Source organism: Commensalibacter sp. W6292M3 (genome assembly GCF_016101315.1).
Classification (GTDB): Bacteria; Pseudomonadota; Alphaproteobacteria; order Acetobacterales; family Acetobacteraceae; genus Commensalibacter; species Commensalibacter melissae.
Window position 1 is genome coordinate 467,648 of the sequence record NZ_JACFQT010000001.1, and the last position, 17,135, is coordinate 484,782.

Sequence of the window (17,135 nt, forward strand, 5' to 3'; positions counted from 1 at the left end):
ACAGACAATAATTAAAAAAAAATCATCATCTATCAATAACTTTTTTTAGTTTATAAAGAATATTTATGGCATTTATTGGAGTGATTTGATCCGGATTGATTTCCATAAGGGCAGTTTCTATTTCATTAAGCATTTTTCGTTTTTCAGTATCAAAATTTCCCTGGGAATGATTTTGATTTCCAACCGTTGCATCAGTGTCTGATAGAGGGAGTGAGATTTGGGAACCATACTGTTGCGTTTCAAGAGTTTGTAAAACCGATTTTGCCCTGTTTAACGTTGTTGTTGGAACTCCTGCTAACTGTGCGACATGAATACCCCAACTATGTTCGGCTGCGCCAGGAACCACCTCATATTGGAAAATTATGGAACCTTTCCATTCTTTAATTTTCATGGTAAAATTTTGTATAAATGGCAAATGATGGGTCAATTGTGATAATTCATGAAAATGTGTGGCGAAAATTGTACGACATTGTATCGTATTATGCAAGGTTTCTAATATAGCCCAAGCGATGGCCAATCCATCCAGGGTTGAAGTTCCTCTTCCTATTTCATCAATTACAACAAGAGAACGGGGACCAGCCTGATTTAGAATTGAAGCTGCCTCGGTCATTTCAACCATAAAGGTTGATCGGCCATTGGCAAGGTCATCAGAGGCACCCACTCTTGAGAACAGGCGATCGACAATTCCAATTTCGGCATTTGTTGCAGGTAAGGGCAAACCACTTTGTGCAAGAATGACGTTTAGGGCGACTTGTCTTAGGAATGTTGATTTTCCGGCCATGTTAGGACCTGTAAGCAGCATAACCCTTTTATTGTTGGATAAATTGCAGGAGTTGGGTGTAAACTTATCAGGTTTTTGTAACGCGGCCTCAACAACTGGATGGCGTGCGTTTTTAAGTGTGAAGCGTGTATCATTGGTTAAAGTTGGTACACACCATTCTTGCGGGGAATAAAGCGTCGCACATGCCTGTAAAACATCAATGACGGCAATGGCGTTTGCCAGAAGCGGCAAATCCCTTTCCCGTAACGTTTCCTCAATCAGCTTATCAAAAAGCATCTTTTCATATTCTGCAGAAATGGAGGAAGCTTCAAGGATCTTTGTATTTAAGATATTTAATTCGTCGGTTGTATAACGTGCAAGATTAACTGTTCCCTGTCTTAAAATCAGTTCTGGACAATCTTTTAATTTTGCGGCTGCGGTACGACTGAGCTCAATGATATATCCCAATTGGTTGCTAAATCGAATCTTTAATGTGGTGATATCATATTTTTTGCAGTATTTTTGTTGCAAATCAATAATTATTTGCCGGCTTTGCTGATGAAGATGACGGTAAGTGTCAAGCTTTTCATCATAACCCTCTTTGATAATTGAACCCTCTTCCAGTTTAAGGGGAGGATTTTCCATCAAGGCTTTGGTTAAATTTTCAAGAAGGATGTTTCCTGATAAAAGACAATGCTTGATTTTATGGATATAAGGTGGAGTTCGATCAATTTTTTTTTCGTATTTCGACAAGATTTGTGCTATTTTTCTGGCAACATGCAAACCGTTTCGTATGGATGCCAGATCACGGGGAGAACCTCTGCCGACCGAAATTCGACCCAGAGAGCGGGCAATGTCTGGCGAACCTTTCAGGGTCTGGCGTAGAAGGGTTAGAAGCTGTGTATTTTGATATAGATAAATCCATCCTTTTTGTCGGGCTTCAATTTTATCGATTTCAGTCAGGGGTGACGACAGCCAATTCGCCAACATTCTTGAACCTGGTGCCGTAATGGCACGGTTAATGCTGGAAAATAGGGTAAATTGGTTGTTGCCGGCATTATTTTCAAGAATTTCAAGACTGTTTCTCGTTGCTGGATCAATAGCTAGGATTGATTCGTATTTTTGTGATTGAGGACGTGATAATTGTGGAATTCTACCATTTTGTGTTTGGCTAATATAGGTGATCAGTTCATATCCAGCAATAATTTCTTCATTTTTGAAATCACCTAGTGCGGATAAGGAGTTGATATTGAATAAATTTGCAAGTTGTTTTTGAGCAATCTTGATATTATTGATTTCATTCAATATTGTTTGGCGATTTTCATACGAATTTAGATATAATTGATTGGGTGCCAAGATTTCAGAGGGATTGATACGGGCTAAAAAATCATCTAATTGAAAGGATTTGAAATAGCTAGTTTCAAAAATTCCTGTTGAGATATCAATCCATGCCGCTCCCAGATTGGAGGAATTTTTTTTAAGGTCAGGGATGATACAAAGGATATAATTTGGTTGAGAAGCGTTTAATAATTCATCTTCGGTCAGGGTTCCTGGAGTGATTAAACGTATAACAGCTCTTGAAAGCGGGCCTTTTTGATTTTTTCCTCTGTTTTTTGGACTTTCTGTTTGTTCTGCAACGGCAACCTTGAATCCTTTTTTGATGAGACGAGCAAGATAGGTTGCAGCAGTACCAACGGGAACACCACACATGGGAATTGGCTGTCCGGCATGGGTACCACGAGCAGTCAGGGCAATATCGAGTGCATTTGCCGCCGCTTCTGCATCATGAAAGAACAGTTCAAAAAAATCACCCATTCTAAAGAAAAGAAGGGCATCAGGATGTTCTTTTTTAAGAGAAAACCATTGTGCCATTACGGGTGTGGCACCTTTTGCAGAAGGAAGTGTCATATATACCTGTTTAAACTGCTTTTTAATTTATCGTTTCAAAATTCTTTGTCTGACTTTTAGGCAAGTCGAATTCAAATCAATGATATTAAGAATGTGAAGAATTCCTCCATAAACAAGTCCGCCTGTTAATACTAAAATAGAAAGATCTATTATACGAAATAAAATTGGGTTTTTAATTATATTTTGAAAGAAAATCATTTCTGTCAAAAATATGCTCAAACTCATGATGAATGCGGCAACAATCATATAAATGATACGTTTTATTATAGAAACTGGTAGGTAAAACGCATCTTTCTTCCATAAAATGAAAGCAAGGGCCCCGACATTAGCAATGGCCGCAATACTGCTTGCCAGAGGGGGGCCCATATGGGCAAGAGGATACATGAATATAAGATTCAGGATGAAATTCAACAAAAGGGTGAATATACCGATTTTTACAGGAGTAGATGTATCACCACGGGCAAAAAAACCAGGAGATAAAACCTTGATAAGGATAAAGGCTGGAAGGCCAACTGTATAGGTCCGTAAGGATTGAGCTGATTTATAGACAGCGTCAAGATTAAAAGCACCATGACCAAATAAAGTTGAAATTATAAGAGGGGCCAAGGTAAATAAACCAAAAGCTGCAGGAAGTGTCAAAAGCAAACAATAATCAAGAGTTTTATTTTGAATGGATAAGGCAGCTTCTTTATTTCCGGTATTAAGCTCTTTTGTCAATAGGGGTAATAGGGTTGTTCCTGCAGCAGCCCCCAGAACACCAAGGGGTAGCTGATTAATTCGGTCAGCAAAATACATGACTGAAACGCTACCGGTCGGTAACAAGGTGGCGATGATTGTATCAATGGTTAAATTGATCTGTGTGATGCCACTTCCAATAATACCGGGGGTCATCTTCCTAAAGAGTTTTTTGATACTTGGACTTAATTTTGGTCGATGGAAAAGGATAGTGATCCCAGCTTTTCTTGCCGCTAACCATAAAATGCCAAACTGGGCCACTCCTGAAATTGTAACTCCCCATGCTGCAGCCCATGCTGCGTTTGGCATAAAAGGGGTTAGCCAGAGCAGCGCTGCAATTCCAAATATATTAAAACTGACATAAGCAGCAGCGGCAATGCTGAAATGATGTAAACTGTTCAAAACACCAGCCAATAAAGCTGCCCCACAGATTAAGATCATGTAGGGAAAGGTGATACGGCTTAAAATAATGGCTTCATGATAACGATTTTTATCGGTGGTAAAACCTGGAGCTATGATGTGAAGCAGCTGGGGCATAAAAATTTCACCCAGTAAGGTAAAAATCAACAAGATGAATATAAGAATATTGAACGATTCATTTGCAAATTTCTTAGCCTCGTTGATATTTTTCTTATCAAGAGTTAGGGTGAATAAGGGGACAAAAGCGGCGTTAAAAGCGCCTTCACCAAATAAACGGCGAAACATGTTTGGTAACCTAAAGGCAACCTGATAGGCATCCTGTAAAGAACCGGCCCCAAGAAAGGCGGCAAGCAGTTGATCTCGAATCAGTCCCAGAAGACGGCTTAACATGGTCCATCCACTGACTGTTAAAAGATTTTTAAACATTGAAACCTTTACCAAGGTGAAGGTGTTTTATAAAACAATATTATTTAGTTATTATCAGATTTATAAATCATAGGCTACACGTTCAACTGCATTAATAAATCTCTTGGATGAAGGACGTGTTAAACATGAATACCAAGATGACAACTTACCCTGACGGCTTATAATATATTTATAGAAATTCCATCTTGGTTTTGATATATACCCTCCTGCATTATTTAGCCATTGAAAAAGTGGAATGGCCTGTTTTCCCTTTACATGGCTTTTTTGGGCCAGAATAAAATCAATACGATAACGCTTAAGACAAAAATTCCTGATTTCTTCATTTGTTTCAAACTCTTGATTGCCGAAATCACCGGAAGGAATGGCGATAATATTCAAATCCCAATTTCTAAAATAAAGCCATAAATCCTGCAAATCTTCATATTGAGGCGTAAATTTACAATGAGACGCGGTATTGATAATTAATAAAGGCTTACCCTGAAATTTACCAAGGTTAATACTTTCTCCTGTAGAAGAGGATATAGTTAAATCATAGAGTGATGTGGTCATTATATATGTTATGGATTCAGTTTCGTTGACAAGATTTTTAAAATTTTTTTTATTATATTAAATATTATTTCAAATATAAATGTTTATTTATTCGAAAGGAATGGGACGGGACATCAATCTTTCCTTTGCTTGATGAATGGTGATTTTATCACTTAATATGGCGGCGACTGTTTCAATAATTGGAACGTCAATATGATGGTTTTGCGCTCTTTTAAGCAAGGCGGGAGTGGTTGTAACGCCTTCTGTCACGACAGTTCTTTCTTTTAGGATGGCGTCAAGTTTTTTTCCATTACCTAACTCGATTCCTAATGAATAGTTTCTAGATGACGTTCCCGTGCATGTCAAAATCATGTCACCCAATCCAGCCAATCCTGATAATGTTCTTGGAGATCCTCCCAATCCGAGACTGAGTCTTGAGAGTTCGCTAATACCACGGGTTATTAGCGAAGCACGGGCATTTTCCCCCAAACCGGCCCCAATTGCCGCTCCTGCGGCAATTGCAAATATGTTTTTTGCAGCACCGCCAATTTGAACACCAATGGGATCATCATTTTTATAAAAACGAAAATTAAAAGTTGAAATTTTATCTGAAATTACCTGAGCCATTTGTATGTTTTCAGACGCGATAACACTGGCTGTTGGTAAATTTGCTGCTACTTCGTGGGCAAAATTTGGGCCTGACAAAATGGCAATATTCTGTTTTGGCACAAATTCTTCAATTATTTCTGATGGAAATTTAAGGGTTTGCTGTTCTACACCTTTGCAGCAGACAATAATCGGACATTGTAAACTACTGATATTCGGTAGAATGGAGCGGATAAATTGAAGGGGTACTGCCAAAAAAATAAGATCGGCCCTCTTTGGAAATGAATTATGGACCTGAATACTATCTGGTAAAGGGAATTTTTTTAATCTTGAAAGTGTTTTTGTACTTGGATCGGGAAGCTCTTTTCTACTCCATAAATATACGTTGGCATTTGTACGAGCAACATGAATGGCAAGGGCTATTCCCCAAGCGCCGGCACCAATGACAGCAATCGATTTCTTCATGTTTCATAATCCTTCAAATAATAAAAGACTTAGTGTTCAAAACGAGACTTCATTTCAGACAAAGGCCAACGTGGACGAGGTATCAAATCAATGTCGTTTGGAATAAAATTATTTGTAATGGTCTTTTTTAAAATTTCAATTGCTGCCCATCCAATCATAACTGCGTTATCCGTACAATAACGAATTGGAGGTGCTATAAATTCCATATTATATTGACTGGCAAGTCTCATTAGATGAAACTTTAAATATTGGTTGGCCGCAACCCCACCAGCTGTCGCAAGAATTTTGGTTTTAGGGGCCATTTGAATGGCATTCTCTAATCTGTTGATAATGGTATCCGTTATAGTTTTCTGGAAACTCGCCGCAATGTCAGCTGCCAAAGAGCGTGGCAAGCAAGATAAGTCCTTATAGGGTTCTAGTAAATTAGCCACTGCCGTTTTAAGTCCGGAAAATGAGAAGTCACATCCGTCACGGCCATATAAAGGATGAGGCATGATGAATGCATTTTCATTTCCCTCTTTTGCCAAGGCTTCAAGGGCTGGACCACCAGGCCACGGAAGTCCAAGCATTTTTGCAACTTTATCAAAAGCCTCGCCAGCCGCATCATCAATAGTACCTCCCAAATGCTGATATTTACCGACATCGCCAACATAGATACATTGACAATGGCCGCCTGATGTTAAAAATAATAGATAGGGAAATTCTATTTTCTTGCTTGAAATATCCGGTAAACGGACGGTAAGGGCATGAGCCTCGATGTGATTGATACCAATAAAGGGAATTTTTTTTGAAAGTGCCAGACCTTTTGCAAAACTGCTGCCAACAATCACCCCACCAATTAAACCGGGTCCGCAGGTTGCGGCAATGGCATCAATTTGACACCAAGAAACTTTTGCCTCATCCAACAATGAATTTACCAAAGAAGGAAGATGGTGCATATGAGCACGGGCAGCTATTTCTGGTACCACACCACCAAAATGAACATGTTCCTTTTGTGAATGAACCTTTTCTCCCAAAACCATTCCGTCCGAACGAATGATTGCGCATGCTGTATCATCACAAGAAGATTCAATAGCCAGAATTTTAAAGCAGTTATTTGTTTTTATACGTGTTTGGTGTATGGATATCATAATGAATATTTTTCTTTTAAAGAGAATATGAGCATAAATATAGATAAAGTATATTTTTATGGATATCAAAAACATAGTACATATTGCTTCAAATCCCAATTTACAACGGGTTGCCGCCAAGGCTGCGGAATTACAGAAAGCAAACTATATTAAAGCCCATGGAAAAAGAGGACTGCCCCTGCGAGTAGGAACCAGGGGTTCTCCTTTGGCCTTGGTCCAGACTCGCAATTTTCTCACATTATTGACACAATTCTGCCCTTTATTACGTCAGATTGGGGCGTTTCAGGAATTTCAAATTCATACTTCAGGAGATCGCATACAGGATCGACGTTTGGCTGAAATCGGTGGCAAGGGATTATTTGCCAAGGAAATTCATGAACAGCTGTTGGAAGGGAATATTGATTTTGCTGTCCATAGCCTTAAAGATCTAGAAACAGACCTGCCCAAAGGTCTTGTTTTGGCATGTGCGCTAAAAAGACAAGATGCGAGGGATGCTTTAATTGTTAGAAGTGAATATCAACCCATTGATTCTAAAAATCCATTTGATGTTTTACCAAAAGGCGCGTTGATCGGGTCTTCTTCCGTACGACGTCAGGCTCAATTGCTGCATTATAGACCTGATTTGAAATTTGGATTGTTGAGGGGTAATATTCAGACACGTTTGGATAAAATTACCTCAAAACAATTTGATGCAACTTTTCTTGCTGCTGCAGGATTGCAAAGACTGGATATGGAGCATCGAATTGATGTTTTGATTGATCCCTCAATTATGGTTCCAGCGGCGGGTCAAGGTATTGTTGGAATCACAGTTAGAGAAAAGGACACAGAATTGCTTGAAATGCTTTCGGCAATTGAAAATAGGGAGGCAAAGGCGGTATCCAGCGCTGAACGTGCCTTGCTGGCTGAGCTTGATGGATCTTGTCGAACACCAATTGGCGGGTATGCAAGGGTTGTTTCTTTTCCGGGTCAGGAAGAACGGTTGCATTTAACTGGATTGGTTGCAAGAGAAGACGGTTCTTTTTTAATCAAAAAAGATGTTATAGGAACCCTGGAAGAAGCTGAATTGATCGGTCATGAGTTAGGTAAACAATTGCGTAAAGATAGTCCGAATGATATTTTTGAGTCTTGAAATTGGGTGACAAGCAAAAAAATTATGTTGTAATAACTCGGCCAGAACCAGGGTTGAGTGAAACGATTTTAAAGGTTCAGAAATTGGGATGGAAAACATTAGCCTTACCCTTGATGAATGTTAATCAATTGTCTGTTGAATTTACCAATATTGATCAAATTCAGGCTATTTTGTTTACAAGCCGCCAAGCCATCATTTCTACGGTAAGATTATTTATTCGGCAAGATATAAGATATAGGGATATCCCTGTTTTTGCTGTTGGCGATATAACTGCGCATGATGCTAAAATTGCTGGTTTTGAAAAGGTTCAAAGTGCGCATAAAGATTCGAACGCTTTGAATGATTTAATTCAAAGGGAATTGTTTCCCAAACAAGGCGGTTTATTGTTTCCTGTAGGAAAAGGGCAGGGAAAAAAATTGATTTCCAATTTACAAAATTCTGGTTTCAAAATGATTGTGGAAGAAGTGTACGAAACCAGACGAAAAGATTTTATACCTTTTTCTTTTATTGAGAAACTCAAACGGGGGGAAATTAATACAATTCTATTTTTCTCTTCGGAAACAGCCCAGTTTTTTAAGGATCTTCTATATGAAGAGTATAGATATTTGCTTAACCAGATTTATGCTATTGCAATAAGTGAAAAAGTGAAAAAGGTATTGGAGAATTTCCAGTGGAAAGGGATTGTCGTTGCGGATCATCCCTCTACTGAATCCATGCTTTATCTTATAAAGTGATAGCATGCTCAAAATTATGCATGACCTGCCTCGGTATGTGTTTGGGCTGCCTGTTGTTGTTTATTTTGCCATAAAGAAACAAAATCTATGGGTTGTAGAACAACGGGGGGAAACCCTCCATCTCGTGTAACTTCACTTATAATATTGCGTGCATAAGGGAAAATCAAACGAGGAACTTCGACAAGAAGAATGGGTTCAATCAATTCTTCTGGCGGATTATTCAGGGTTACAACAGCACAGTAGATAAGTTCCGCAATAAAAATTGTGCGACTGGCACCTTCATTTTGTTTTTGTGCCTCTACAGCGTCAATTTTAATTTTTAAACTGACCTCATAAACTCCGTTTTCATTTAATCGGTTGGCATTTGTGTCAATTGAAACCGATATTTGGGGAGCCTCTTGCAAACTTGCGAAAATGGCAGCTCCGTGAGGGACTTCAAATGAAAGATCTTTTGTAAACTGGATATTAAGGGTTAATGGAAGGGAAGGGGGTGTTCCTTCTGTTTGATTGCTCGATACCGTATTTGTTGAGTCAGTCATTATATTCTCTATATATTCTTTATTCTTAATTTAAAAATTTTTAAATTTTCATATAACATAAATTTTATCATTAAATAAAACGATTTATACTAATTAAACTTATAATAAAAAAACAAGAGGCAGTTTAAAAATTGAAATAATTAAATAAAATAATTTGTTTTTAATGTTTTAAATGATCATAAAAGAATATAGTAAATAACTTCAATATAGGTTCAAGTTAACAGGTTAAAAGATGGATTTTTCTGTAGGTGATATTCCCATAGATATTATAATATTTTCCTTGATAGCGATTTTTCTGATTCTCCGTTTGCGAAGCGTATTAGGGAAAAAAACTGGATTTGAGAAACATGAAGCCATTTCCTTGACAGTTAAAGCACCAGCTTTTTTATCAAATACAAAAAATAAACCCGTACAGCCAGCAGTAGCACCTGTACCCAAGGTTAATTATGAAATACCGGCTGCCAATAGTGAATTAGGACAGACTTTACAAAAAATTAGCGCGCTCGATTCAACTTTTGTTCCACAAAAATTTGTAGCAGGCACTGAAATAGTATTTCGTAAAATTCTAACTGCATTCGCTAATGCAGACTTAAATAGTCTTGGGTCAATGTTGACATCAGATGCCTATTCTTCATTTGAAAGGGCCATTAAAAAACGTCAAGAGGCACACGAAATTCAAAAAATTGAAATCAAAGCAATTTGTTCGATCGCTATAACAAAAGCTGAGATTAAATCTGAAGTTGATCCTAAAAAAGCATTGATTGAGGTTAAGATCATTTCCGATCAACTGAATTGTATATTTGATAAAAAGAAAGAACCTGTAGTTGGTACGGAATCTGTGACGGAATTTATTGATTTCTGGTTATTTGAACGTGTATTAGGAATGAATGGTCAGGATATTTCCTGGCGTTTAAAATCAACTCGTACAGGAACTTGAATTTAATAGGCTTGTTATGAAACGTTTTGTTCGTGCAATATCGATATCCCTTGGGATATGTCTGACCGCTTGTGTACAGGAAGGTCAGGAAAAACTGTCAGAATTCTATCCGGTTTCCTATCAGGTATTACAAGGATGGAATCAGGAAAACCACTCACAAATTTTGACAGTTTTTCGTCAAACCTGTAGGCAGATAAGAAAATTGCCAGCTACCACTTATCTTGGAGGAGTCAGTGGTTTGCCAGGAAGTCAGGCTAAGGATTGGATTCCAGTTTGTATTGCTGCGGAACAGATTGATATCAAACAACTCTTACAAGTGAAAAACTTTTTTGAACAATGGCTGCAACCCTATCAATATTCCTATAGAATTCAGAAAGGAAAGGTGACAGGATATTATGAACCAGAAATTGAAGGGTCAACTGTAAAAATAGGCAATTATCAAGTACCTGTATATACACGTCCCAACGATCTGAAAGCGCGTAAAACTGTTGATGGTCAAATTCAGTATGGTCACATGCAGAATAATCAATTCATTCCCTACTACACACGTGCTGAAATTGACAGAGGGGCATTAAACGGTAAAAATCTTGAAATTGTATGGTTAAAGAATTCGGCAGATCTGTTTTTTATGCAAATTCAAGGATCAGGCCGGATTTTGTTACCGGACGGTAAAATTTTACGTCTGGCTTATGCCGGCAAGAATGGACAACCCTATACACCATTAGGAAAAATCCTTATTGACAAAGGATATATGAATTCTGATGCAATCAATATTTATTCATTGAGGACGTGGTTATTCAACCATCCTGATCAAGCACTCTCCCTGATGGAAGAAAATAAAAATTACGTTTTCTTTAAAATTTTAAATAATCAAATTCTTGATGAAGGACCAAAAGGTGCTTTTAATGTTAGTTTAAGTGCAGGCCGATCTGCTGCTGTTGATAAAAAATGGATACCGTTGGGTAGTCCTTTATGGATTGAAACCCTAATGCCTGAACCTGGACATCAGGATAAAAGGTCATGGAAACATATGGTCTTTGCCCATGACTTGGGCGGGGATATTCATGGAATGAACCGGCTGGACCTATTCACCGGATGGGGTAAGACCGCTGAATGGTATGCGGGGCTGATGAATGAAAAAGGAAAGATATATCTTTTGTTGCCCCGTCAGTTTTCCCATTCCAATCAGTCAGTTCCTGCATCAGTGAAGCGATAATCAAGTGAGATTTTAGGTGTCTTTACGTAAAAAGACCAAAGTTCAAATAAAACAGGAACTTTTATTACGTCCATATAGCTTCAGGGTTGATAGGCATACTATTATTAGGGGGGATTGTTTAACGGTTTTGCAAAAAATGAAAGACCGTTCCGTAGATGTTTTTATTACCTCTCCCCCATATAATCTTGGTATAGTCTATAGCGCTTATCAGGATAAAAAGGGAGAGGCAGAATATCTCGATTGGCTTGAAAAAATCTGTTTTGAAATTAAAAGAGTCATGAAGGATGATGCTTCGTTTTTTTTGAATATTGCCGGATCATCATCAAATCCTTGGTTGCCATTTGAACTGATTGTCCGATTGAGAAAAATTTTCATATTGCAAAATCACATAGAATGGGTGAAGTCTATTTCAATTGGTGAGGAAAGTTACGGTCATTTCAAACCTGTAGTCAGCAAACGATTTCTGCATCGCAATCATGAATATATATTCCATTTGACGAAAACTGGGATCGTGCAGTTAAATCGTCTCAATGTAGGGGTTCCATATAAGGATAAGTCCAATATTGCTAGACGATCTCATACGTATGATTTACGTTGTCGAGGTGATGTATGGTTTATTCCCTATGACACGATTAGAAAAAAATCGGAAAAATTCAATCATCCTGGAACTTTTCCAATTGCGTTGCCCCAAATGTGTCTAAGGTTGCATGGAAGAAAAAATCCAGTTGTAGTGGATCCGTTTATGGGTACGGGAACTACTTTATTGGCAGCCCATTATGAAGGGGGAAGGGCCATAGGAATGGATATTGATAAAAACTATGTAAAAATTGCCAAAGAAAGGTTGGAAAAAGCGGTATTGACCAAATAAAAGATAAATTCTGATTTATTATTAATTCAAAACTTGATATTTTTTTTGAAATTCTAAAGATTTATAAAAATTCTAGGTTATGTATTGTTTGGAAAACAGTGGATGAAAAAACTTATTTTAATGCTTCTGGTGGTTTTTGCCATCGTTTATGGAGGGGTTGTTACGTATTTAACTCGTTATGATCATTCTACAGCCCCTAGTTTATCAGATAGTTCACCATTGCGTCACGATAAAATGGCGATGGATGCTTTTAATGTTTTAAGGGAAGCCCGTTGTGATTACTGTCATACGCAAAAAGTGGATATGCCTTTCTATTTCAAGATACCTGTGGCAAATCAGTTGATGCAAAGTGATCGCACAAAGGGACTGGAAAATTTTCATCTTGAACCCGTTCTTGATGCGATGAATAAAGGCGAGCCAGTTGATAACGTTTCCCTGTCTCGTATAGAATTCGTAATGCAACGAAATCTAATGCCGCCATCATTGTATTTATTAATGCACTGGCATGCACGTCTTTCAGCTGAGCAACGGGATACCGTGATTAAATGGATAAAACGTGAACGTAGACAAAATTACGCAACATCAGGTGTGGCAGAACAATTTGCTGATGAACCCATTCAACCTATTCCTGAATCTTTAGAGGTCGATGCCAAAAAGGTTGCCCTGGGAGAAAAACTGTTTTTCGAAAAACGTTTATCTGGTGACAATACCCTTACCTGTGCTTCATGCCATGATCTGAAAAAGGGCGGGGTGGATAATCTTGTAACAGCAACCGGGATTAATGGTCAAAAAGGTCCTATCAATGTACCCACCGTATATAATTCTGTATTCAATCACACCCAGTTTTGGGACGGAAGAGCCAGTGATCTGATGGCACAGGCTGCAGGGCCCGTAATGAACCCAATTGAAATGGGATCAAAAAAATGGGAGGAAGTTGCTGACAAATTACGTAAAGACCCTTCATATGAAAAAGATTTCATGAATGTCTATAACAGTTCCGTAATTGACCAGAAAACAATAACAGAAGCGATTGCAGAATATGAAAAAACCTTGATTACTCCAGACAGTCCCTTTGATATGTATTTGAAGGGAATAGACAGTGCGATTAGTGAACGGGCTAAACATGGGTATCAAGTTTTTAAGAATATCGGTTGTGCAAGTTGCCATAATGGAGTCGGTGTTGGTGGAGCATCTTTTGCCAAAATGGGACTGCAACGTGATTTTTTCCAGGATCGTCTAAACAAAGCCTTGACAAATGCGGATTTTGGCCGATTTAATTTTACACATGATCAAAATGATCGTTTCTTCTTTAAGATTCCCTTATTACGCAATATTGCCTTGACCGCGCCTTATTTTCATGATGGCAGTGCGAAAACCCTAAAAGAGGCTGTAATTGAAATGGTTAAATATCAAACTCCTGATCATCAAATTCCAGATCAGGATGTTGATGATATTGTAGAATTTCTGAAATCATTAACAGGAAAATATCAAGGTCAAGCCATTGATAAAATGAATCCATAATTTCAAGCTAGTTTATTTGTTTAACCTTTCACCTGTTAAAACGGGTGAAAGGTTTTTTTGTTGTGATAGGATAAGGGTAAATGAAAGAGGATTATTTTGAAAAAAAGACAGCTTAGTAAAGAGGAACGAATATTATGGGATAATTTTACATATTCAATTAAAAAATCTGCAAAAGGGGATAAATTAATATATATAAAAAATGATCTTGATTCATTTTTCATGTCTCAAAAACAAACGAATAAAAATAATTTCAAACAGACGAACAATATTAAGAAAATAGTGCTGAATGAAAATTCCTTGTTCATACAGCATTATAAACTTTTTAAAGCTCATAAGAATCAATTAGATAATAAAAATGATTCTTTCATGGCAATTGGACAGAAACAACCCGGACTGGATAAAAATACCTGGAAGAAGTTTCAGAATGGCGAGTTAAAATCCCAATGGAGATTAGATTTACACGGTTTTACAGCACATCATGCATTTTTATCCTTGGAAAATTTTATTTTAAATGCCTATAGACAACAAATAAGATGTATCGAAATTATAACAGGTGTTGGAAATCTATCCCAAGGTGGTGGTATACTCAAAAGAGAATTACCTCATTGGTTAAATCGTCCTTATATACATTCAATGATACTTGCAACTTCCTATGTGTCTGCTACGAATAATGGAGCGGTTAGAATTCTACTGAAAAAAAGGCGTTAGAATTTTTTTCAATTTTCCCATTGGGAAATTTTCAATGACAACCAGCGTCTCAATGCCAAAGTTGCTGTAGCAGAGGGAATCAATTTTGAAAAATTATCAATTGTTTTTAAACTATTTTGAGTGACAATATTGTTGGCATGTACAATTGATTGAAAATAAGGATTATCAGTGATTTTTTCGAAATTCAAACGCCATTTTGTAACAAGCGCTGAAGGGGTCAGCATGGGCAAGAAAACGGCAAAATTAATTCTGGCTGCAAGGGCAAGGGTTTGCCATATTTCAAATAATGTGTTGCCTGTGCGATAATGGGGCAATTTCGTGTAGAGACTGGAAAAAGAAGGGCTATACGAGGATTCCTGATCAAATGAAAAAAAGATATGAAATCCCTCGGCCAACAATTTTGGCAGTTCTGCAAACCCCTCAGGGGAATCTATCTGTAATATATCTATTGTTCGGTTACGTAACGCTTCAATTCCAGTTGATAACGTTGTAATTCCGATTACGGGTTTAGTACTGATTTGTAAAAGTTCAATTCCCAATAATGTTGGAAGTTCTTTTCCAATAAGGGTGGAGACTCCAACTTTCATTGTTCTATTCTTTAAAAGATCAGGAATAGAGTTGTGAAAAGGTTGCCTCGATATGACAATAATTGGAGTGATGGTTGAAAATACAGGTATCCAATGTTGATAATCAAAATGAACACGCGGATCAGCGGCCAAGGCTGCGATAATGGCAGATCCAGAAGTTATCAATGCGATCGAGCCGTCTTGGGTTAATCTTGTATCGAATAAATTTGATGCTGTTACACTATCATAACCAGTTGTGAATTGCAGAGATAACAAAGGGTTACTCTCGATATTCTGTTTAAATAAATCTGCTAGTGTGCTGGAAAATTGACCTATTCGACTTTCTTTTGTACCACCCACGATAAGTGAATAGTCATCTTTACCATCTTTAGTAGGGTCAACCGTTGATAAAACTTCATTAGCCTTAATAGGCAATGAGGGTAGAGCTGTTGTCATACCTGTCAGAGATAAAAATTTAAGTAGATGCCGTCTGGATATCGATAAAGACATGAAGGATTGCTTTATAGAAAATTATTTTTTTAAGAGGAAAAAACAAGTAAATCATTAATAAAAAACATGAATGGTTTTATTTTACATGGAATTGTAGCAATATAAAGGCGAAATTGTTATTTATTACACTATTTATAATTTTTTAGAATTTGTATGCTTTTTATTGAGTAAGTTAATGGCATGGGTGATCTGAATTTATCCCAGAATGGGCAAAGAAAAAAAACTGTTAGGAACAAACAGTCTTTTAAATTATGGCTGGACAAACGTTTTCCCTTTTTTTCGGTGATTCAGAAAGAATACATTCAGTTTCCAATGCCTAAAAATTTGAATATTTGGTGGACATTTGGTGCTGTCTTAACTGTTATTTTATTCTTGATGTTACTGACGGGGATTTTTTTAACTTTATATTATACAGCTTTGCCTTATCATGCTTTTCTATCAATAGAGATGATTGAAAGAAGGGTGCCAAGCGGCTGGTTAATTAGATCCATTCATATGGCAGGATCAAATTTGTTTCTGGCTTTTCTATATTTGCATTTGTTTAGGGGATTATATTACGGTTCTTATAAATCACCAAGAGAGCTGGTCTGGTGTTCGGGGATGATTTTGACAGTTTCTGTAATGATAACGGCTTTTGCTGGATATATATTGCCATGGGGGCAAATGTCTTACTGGGCTGCTAATGTAGTTATTCAAGCGATTTCATCCATTCCAATCATAGGACAAAATTTGTCCGGTTGGTTGATGGGTGGGGAAATACCAAACGCACTGACATTACATCGTTACTATACAATTCATTTTGTTATGGCGTTTGTAATCTGTTTTATCGTTTTTCTTCATGTCATTTGCATGCATCATGTAAAATCCAATAATCCTGAAGGAATCGATATTACATCAAAAAAGAATGTCCTTCCTTTCTTTCCTTATTTTGTTGCAAAAGATGGGCTGGTTCTAGGCGTTTCCGGATTAATAATGGTTATTTTGATTTTTTTTGAACCAGGGTTGTTGACGAATAGTGAAAATTATATTCCAGCCAATCCACTGGAAACTCCAGCATCCATTGCTCCAGAATGGTATTTCCTACCTTTTTACGGAATTTTACAAATAATACCATATAAATTTGGGGGAATGGCTTTATCAGCAGGAACGATTTTTCTTCTATTCTTGGTTCCGTGGCTGGACTCATCACCTGTTAAATCGGCACGATACAGACCTATTTACCGTATATCATTGATTATTTTGGTTATTGCTTTCGTAATGTTGGGTATTGTAGGAAAATTTCATACATTTAACTCACTTATATGGATGGGACGTCTTTCATTATTGTATTATTATTGCCATTTTTTAGTGATTTTACCCTTATCGGCCCGTTTTGAAATTCGATGTGAATTACATGATTCTTCATTATGTGATAATAAATAGGACGCGA

15 protein-coding genes are annotated in these 17,135 nt (G+C 37.4%); 8 read left to right on the top strand and 7 right to left on the bottom strand.

Annotated elements, in window-relative coordinates; translation table 11 throughout:
- Positions 1-25 precede the first annotated feature (25 nt).
- From mutS to tsaD, 5 genes are all read right to left on the bottom strand, one after another.
- Positions 26-2,668, bottom strand: coding sequence for a DNA mismatch repair protein MutS (gene mutS / locus H3T57_RS02090; RefSeq protein ID WP_198192953.1), 2,643 nt, complete (start codon positions 2,666-2,668; stop codon positions 26-28).
- Positions 2,669-2,695: 27 nt separating this feature from the next.
- Positions 2,696-4,249, bottom strand: coding sequence for a murein biosynthesis integral membrane protein MurJ (gene murJ, locus H3T57_RS02095; RefSeq protein WP_198192963.1), 1,554 nt, complete (start codon positions 4,247-4,249; stop codon positions 2,696-2,698).
- Between the two features lie 60 nt (positions 4,250-4,309).
- Positions 4,310-4,798: a glutathione peroxidase gene (locus H3T57_RS02100; RefSeq protein ID WP_198192965.1), complete on the bottom strand. Its 489-nt coding sequence runs from the start codon at positions 4,796-4,798 to the stop codon at positions 4,310-4,312.
- An 87-nt stretch (positions 4,799-4,885) separates the two neighbouring features.
- Entirely contained in the window at positions 4,886-5,848 is a 963-nt protein-coding gene (locus H3T57_RS02105; RefSeq protein WP_155580553.1) for an NAD(P)H-dependent glycerol-3-phosphate dehydrogenase, read from the bottom strand.
- 29 nt (positions 5,849-5,877) lie between these two features.
- Positions 5,878-6,978: a tRNA (adenosine(37)-N6)-threonylcarbamoyltransferase complex transferase subunit TsaD gene (gene tsaD / locus H3T57_RS02110; RefSeq protein ID WP_155568248.1), complete on the bottom strand. Its 1,101-nt coding sequence runs from the start codon at positions 6,976-6,978 to the stop codon at positions 5,878-5,880.
- Positions 6,979-7,036: 58 nt separating this feature from the next.
- On the opposite strand from tsaD, the gene hemC reads away from it, so the two are divergent.
- Together hemC and H3T57_RS02120 are read left to right on the top strand one after the other, a co-directional pair.
- Positions 7,037-8,107, top strand: coding sequence for a hydroxymethylbilane synthase (gene hemC / locus H3T57_RS02115; RefSeq protein ID WP_198185200.1), 1,071 nt, complete (start codon positions 7,037-7,039; stop codon positions 8,105-8,107).
- 2 nt (positions 8,108-8,109) lie between these two features.
- The gene (locus H3T57_RS02120; RefSeq protein WP_198192968.1) at positions 8,110-8,841 is read left to right on the top strand and encodes a uroporphyrinogen-III synthase; all 732 of its coding nucleotides are present in this window, start codon (positions 8,110-8,112) and stop codon (positions 8,839-8,841) included.
- A gap of 14 nt (positions 8,842-8,855) precedes the next feature.
- Here H3T57_RS02120 and secB read toward each other — a convergent pair whose 3' ends face one another.
- Positions 8,856-9,380: a protein-export chaperone SecB gene (gene secB, locus H3T57_RS02125; RefSeq protein ID WP_155565623.1), complete on the bottom strand. Its 525-nt coding sequence runs from the start codon at positions 9,378-9,380 to the stop codon at positions 8,856-8,858.
- A gap of 232 nt (positions 9,381-9,612) precedes the next feature.
- On the opposite strand from secB, the gene H3T57_RS02130 reads away from it, so the two are divergent.
- The 5 genes from H3T57_RS02130 (at position 9,613) to H3T57_RS02150 (ending at position 14,630) form a co-directional block, all read left to right on the top strand.
- Positions 9,613-10,317: a Tim44/TimA family putative adaptor protein gene (locus H3T57_RS02130; protein WP_155566959.1), complete on the top strand. Its 705-nt coding sequence runs from the start codon at positions 9,613-9,615 to the stop codon at positions 10,315-10,317.
- 16 nt (positions 10,318-10,333) lie between these two features.
- On the top strand, positions 10,334-11,533 hold the full coding sequence (locus tag H3T57_RS02135) for a murein transglycosylase A (protein ID WP_198192970.1): 1,200 nt from the start codon (positions 10,334-10,336) through the stop codon (positions 11,531-11,533).
- Between the two features lie 46 nt (positions 11,534-11,579).
- Positions 11,580-12,401 carry a site-specific DNA-methyltransferase gene (locus H3T57_RS02140; RefSeq protein WP_347400635.1) on the top strand — a complete coding sequence of 274 codons (822 nt, stop codon included), beginning with the start codon at positions 11,580-11,582 and terminating at the stop codon, positions 12,399-12,401.
- A 102-nt stretch (positions 12,402-12,503) separates the two neighbouring features.
- Positions 12,504-13,922, top strand: coding sequence for a cytochrome-c peroxidase (locus H3T57_RS02145; RefSeq protein WP_198192972.1), 1,419 nt, complete (start codon positions 12,504-12,506; stop codon positions 13,920-13,922).
- 219 nt (positions 13,923-14,141) lie between these two features.
- The gene (locus H3T57_RS02150; protein ID WP_198185204.1) at positions 14,142-14,630 is read left to right on the top strand and encodes a Smr/MutS family protein; all 489 of its coding nucleotides are present in this window, start codon (positions 14,142-14,144) and stop codon (positions 14,628-14,630) included.
- 8 nt (positions 14,631-14,638) lie between these two features.
- On the opposite strand, the gene H3T57_RS02155 is transcribed toward H3T57_RS02150, so the two are convergent.
- Positions 14,639-15,706 (bottom strand): hypothetical protein, encoded by a 1,068-nt coding sequence (locus H3T57_RS02155; RefSeq protein WP_110438204.1) that lies wholly within the window; start codon positions 15,704-15,706, stop codon positions 14,639-14,641.
- Positions 15,707-15,886: 180 nt separating this feature from the next.
- Between H3T57_RS02155 and H3T57_RS02160 the strand changes: the two genes are divergently transcribed.
- Positions 15,887-17,128 carry a cytochrome b N-terminal domain-containing protein gene (locus tag H3T57_RS02160; protein WP_198192974.1) on the top strand — a complete coding sequence of 414 codons (1,242 nt, stop codon included), beginning with the start codon at positions 15,887-15,889 and terminating at the stop codon, positions 17,126-17,128.
- Positions 17,129-17,135: the final 7 nt, after the last annotated feature.

Coding starts and splice junctions, on each gene's coding strand:
- H3T57_RS02160 (WP_198192974.1), top strand. CDS start 15,887: ATGGGTGATCTGAATTTATCCCAGAATGGGCAAAGAAAAAAAACTGTT.
- hemC (WP_198185200.1), top strand. CDS start 7,037: ATGGATATCAAAAACATAGTACATATTGCTTCAAATCCCAATTTACAA.
- H3T57_RS02105 (WP_155580553.1), bottom strand. CDS start 5,848: ATGAAGAAATCGATTGCTGTCATTGGTGCCGGCGCTTGGGGAATAGCC.
- mutS (WP_198192953.1), bottom strand. CDS start 2,668: ATGACACTTCCTTCTGCAAAAGGTGCCACACCCGTAATGGCACAATGG.
- H3T57_RS02100 (WP_198192965.1), bottom strand. CDS start 4,798: ATGACCACATCACTCTATGATTTAACTATATCCTCTTCTACAGGAGAA.
- tsaD (WP_155568248.1), bottom strand. CDS start 6,978: ATGATATCCATACACCAAACACGTATAAAAACAAATAACTGCTTTAAA.
- H3T57_RS02145 (WP_198192972.1), top strand. CDS start 12,504: ATGAAAAAACTTATTTTAATGCTTCTGGTGGTTTTTGCCATCGTTTAT.
- H3T57_RS02130 (WP_155566959.1), top strand. CDS start 9,613: ATGGATTTTTCTGTAGGTGATATTCCCATAGATATTATAATATTTTCC.
- H3T57_RS02155 (WP_110438204.1), bottom strand. CDS start 15,706: ATGTCTTTATCGATATCCAGACGGCATCTACTTAAATTTTTATCTCTG.
- murJ (WP_198192963.1), bottom strand. CDS start 4,249: ATGTTTAAAAATCTTTTAACAGTCAGTGGATGGACCATGTTAAGCCGT.
- secB (WP_155565623.1), bottom strand. CDS start 9,380: ATGACTGACTCAACAAATACGGTATCGAGCAATCAAACAGAAGGAACA.
- H3T57_RS02150 (WP_198185204.1), top strand. CDS start 14,142: ATGTCTCAAAAACAAACGAATAAAAATAATTTCAAACAGACGAACAAT.
- H3T57_RS02135 (WP_198192970.1), top strand. CDS start 10,334: ATGAAACGTTTTGTTCGTGCAATATCGATATCCCTTGGGATATGTCTG.